The sequence below is a fragment of the Streptomyces sp. PTL18 genome (genome assembly GCF_059510295.1).
The window spans coordinates 1-3,818 of the sequence record NZ_JCAJZO010000077.1 but is presented as its reverse complement, the minus strand read 5'-3'; the positions used below and the strand labels follow the sequence as shown (position 1 = coordinate 3,818).

General features: G+C 71.2%; 2 protein-coding genes. Both read right to left on the bottom strand.

The features are described 5' to 3' along the window. Nucleotides 1-41 precede the first annotated feature (41 nt). On the bottom strand, nucleotides 42-3,062 hold the full coding sequence (locus AC5WS8_RS38930; RefSeq protein WP_496108202.1) for a glycoside hydrolase family 3 protein: 3,021 nt from the start codon (nucleotides 3,060-3,062) through the stop codon (nucleotides 42-44). A gap of 379 nt (nucleotides 3,063-3,441) precedes the next feature. Next, nucleotides 3,442-3,818, bottom strand: a 377-nt coding sequence (locus tag AC5WS8_RS38925; protein ID WP_496108201.1) for a hypothetical protein, incomplete at its 5' end; no start/stop codon positions are given.

Sequence of the window (3,818 nt, the reverse complement as noted above, 5' to 3'; positions counted from 1 at the left end):
CGGGGGGGGTTGTGGGACCCCCCCCCCCGGGCCCGGATCCGTCAGGCCGCCGCCCGGTAGGCCTCGGTCAGCTCGGCCACGGCTGCCGCGTACCTGCCTGTCAGCAGCAGGTGGTCGGCGTCGGCGAACGGTTTCGCGATCGCCGCCGTCATCCCCGAGCCCGCCTTGTGCTGGACGAGCAGCCTGGCCTCGGTGACGATCGCGCGTCCCGCCCGGTCGGAGCCCGTCCTGTCGGCCGCGGCGGCAGCGGCGGCGAGCGCCTTCAGGGTCGCCCTGCCTCCCCGCGGGACCTTGGTCAGGGTGGTGAGCCCCCACCCGTACGGGAACTGCGGATCGTACGCGGCGTCGCCGACGTTGATCGGCAGCTGGTTCTCCGACCTCGGCCAGGTGACGGGCAGCTGCCCGGTGAAGGGCCGCCTGCCGTAGAGGACGTCCGCCACGCCGTCGCCCTCGGTGCCCGGCAGCCAGGAGGCCACGAGCGCGTCGATCTCGCCGAGCCGGTCGCCGATGGTCAGCGGGCGCCCGGAGACCATCAGCACCGCGCACTTCATGGCCCCGCACACCTTGTCGACGGCGGCCTGGTCGGCGGCCGAGAGCCGCAGGTCGTGACCGTTGCCGACGTCGCCGACGCCTTCGGCGTACGGGGTCTCGCCGACGACGACCACGCCGACGTCGTAGCCGGCCGTGGGTGCGGAGGCGTCCTTGGAGTAGGTGACGTCTCCCCCGGCGTCCCTCATGCCCTGGAGGATGGTCGTGCCCCGGGTGTGGGTGCCGGAGGCGCCCTGCCAGGTGACGGTCCAGCCGCCGGTCTGGTTGCCGAGGTCGTCGGCGTTGGAGCCGGCGACGTACACCTTCTGGTTCTTCCTCAGCGGCAGCACGCCGTGCGCGTTCTTCAGCAGCACCTGGGACTCGGCTGCCGCCTGCCGGGCCACGGCCCGGTGGGCCGGCGAGCCGATCCGCGCGGCACCGGTGGTGTCGGCGTACGGGTGCTCGAAGAGACCCAGCCTGAACTTCTGCGTGAGGATGCGGGAGACCGCGTCGTCGATGCGCCGCTCGCTGACGCGCCCGGCCTTCACCTCCTCGACGAGTGCGGTACGGAAGTCCCTGTACGTGTTCGGCACCATCATCATGTCCACGCCCGCGTTGACCGATGTGCGGACACGGGCCGCGTAGTCGCCGGGGAGCTGGTCGATGGCGTTCCAGTCGCTGATGACGAAGCCGTCGAAGCCCATTCGGCCCTTGAGCACACCGTTGATCATGTCGCCGCGGGCGTGCATCTTCACGGGGCCCTGCCCGTCGCCGACGATGTCGAGCGAGGAGTACGACGGCATGACGGATCCGATGCCTCGCTGGACGGCCGTCTTGTACGGCGCCAGGTGGACGGCCTCCAGCTGCTGCCGGGTGACCGTGGTGACGCCCTGGTCGATGGTGTAGGAGCCGGTGGTGGACGAGCCGTACGCGGTGCCGCCGTCGCCGACGAAGTGCTTCGCGGTGGCGAGCACCTTGTCGTCGCGGCTCAGGTCGCGCCCGTCCGGCCTTCCCTGCAACCCCTGGATGATCGTCTCCATGGACTGCACGAGCGCCGGGTCCTCGCCGAAGGACTCGTAGGAGCGTCCCCAGCGTTCGTCACGGGTGACGCACAGGCAGGGCGCGAAGTCCCAGGGGATGCCGGTGGCGCGCACCTCACCGGCCGTCACTGCGCCCGCCCGTTCGGCGAGTTGGGGGTCACGTGTGGCACCGATGCCGATGTTGTGCGGCATGATCGTGGCGCCGATGAGGTTGTTGTGGCCGTGGACCGCGTCGACGCCGTAGATCAGCGGAATCTGGAACCGGGTCGCCCGGGCGCGGAGTTGGAAGGAGTCGATCATCTTCGCCCAGGCCTCGGGGGTGTTGGGCGTGGGGGTGGAGCCGCCGCCGGACAGGAGCGAGCCGAGGGCGTAGCCGGAGATGTCGCCCGGATCGGTGAGCGCGGCCCGCTCGGCCTGGGTCATCTGCCCGGCCTTCTCCTCGAGGGACATGCGGGAGAGCAGGTCCGCGACGCGCTTGCGCACGGGCAACCTGCTGTCCAGGTACGGCAGCCCATGGGCGTCGACGACCACCTCGGGGGTCTCGGCGGGAGCCTTGGCGCCGGTGACGGTCAGCCTCAGGGGGATCGTCTCGGCGGGCTCGGCCGCCCTGTCCCGGAGCGTGGGGACCTGGATGGTCCGGGTGCTTCCGGAGGCCGTCCCGGCCGGGAAGGTGAGGGTTCCGCTGACGGGCGTGTAGTCGGTGCCGGGGCCGGCGGTGCCGCCGGCGGTCTCGTAGCCGACGGTGACCGGTTCGCCGAGCGGGGCGGAGCCGGTGGTGGCGACCGCGACCTTCACCCGGGCGGTGCCGCCCTCCCTGACCGGGTGGACAACGGAGTCGGTGGTGACGGAGGCGCGCAGGGACTGGTCGGCCCTGCCGTACAGCTCGACGTCGTCCATGGCGAAGGTGCCCTCGGCGCCGACGGGGAGCGTGACGGCGTACCCCCACATCTGCGTCAGGCCGAGGACGTGGTCGATACCGCCGACGGGCTGGTAGTCCGAACGGTAGGTGAAGTCGGCGAACGGGATCCGGATCTGCTTCCAGCCGGTGAAGTCATCGGTGAAGGAGGTGGTCCACAACTCCGACGCCTCGCCGTTCGCGCCGCCGTCCTTGATCTCGAAGGCGATTTTCTCTCCGTTGTTCCGGCCGTCCCACCAGAAGCTGATGCCCTGGTGGGCGGACCAGTCGTGGGCCGGCTGGTCGGCGGCGAAGTCGTGGGAGAAGCCGCCGTAGCCGCTGATGTCGTAGCTGCCGGTGAGGACCTTGTCTCCCTCGGGGGCGTCCACGCGCTCGGTGAGCCGAAGGCTGGGCGGGTCGTCGCTGTCGCCGCCCCAGGTGAAGATGCCCTCGGCGGGCTGGTTCGCGAAGGGCACCTCGCCCTCGAACCGGTCGACGGGCACGGGCGCGGGGTCGGGGTCGTCGGCCGCGCGCGCCGACGCCAGTGGGATCAGGGCGGTGAGCAGGGCGGCGGAGACGAGCAGGGCGGTTCTTCGCATCGACAGTCCTTCCCTCGGCTCTCGGATTTCACTCATGGCTTAGATCACGCCGTGAGTCAACTAGCGGCCCGATGAGCCGTCAAGACTTCACGTCAGAAGAGGCCGAGACCCAACTCCCGGGCCGGATAAGCCCCGTTGTCGTTCGGATTCTGAACGCGCGACCCCTTGACGCGTAGGGGAAGCCGTCATCCGCTCACGCCTTCGCACGCCCCGGTCCGCCCGTCTGAAGAAGGGCGGCGCTCCATGAGGAGACACAGTGCACGATGCGGCCGTTGCCCGCCGGGCTGCTGACCACCGCCGGGGGGTCGCGGCGGCCACCCCCCGTTGCGGTGGCCTCCCGGGCGCAGCAGGCGTCGATCCCGCTGCGCCCCGGGTCCGGTCAGAGCGCTTCGAGCCGCTGCGTCCGGTTGGCCTGCGGGGCCTGCCGACGCCGGTTCCTCGGAACTTGGACCATCTGGTTGCGCAAGTGGCCCCGCACAGGGCCGCTCGGGAGTTCCTTGAGCTTCGTGGCGATGTCGGCGAGCAGGGACTCCCACGCTGCGGCTACGTCCCGGCCGAGGTCGGGCTGGACGCAGCCGGTCATCGTGAGCAGACGAAGGTTCTCGCTCACCACCCGGCGTTCCCCGTGCAGTCTCACCACGTCGGCCGCATGCCGGATCCACTCCACGGCACAGGCCGCCGGACAGCGACCGGTCTCGTCCGGGCCGATCCGTCCGGGCCGATCCGTCCGGGCCGATCCGTCCGGGCCGATCCGTC

Excerpts from the sequence above, each read along its gene's own strand:
- AC5WS8_RS38930 (WP_496108202.1), bottom strand. The coding sequence starts at position 3,062 with ATGCGAAGAACCGCCCTGCTCGTCTCCGCCGCCCTGCTCACCGCCCTG.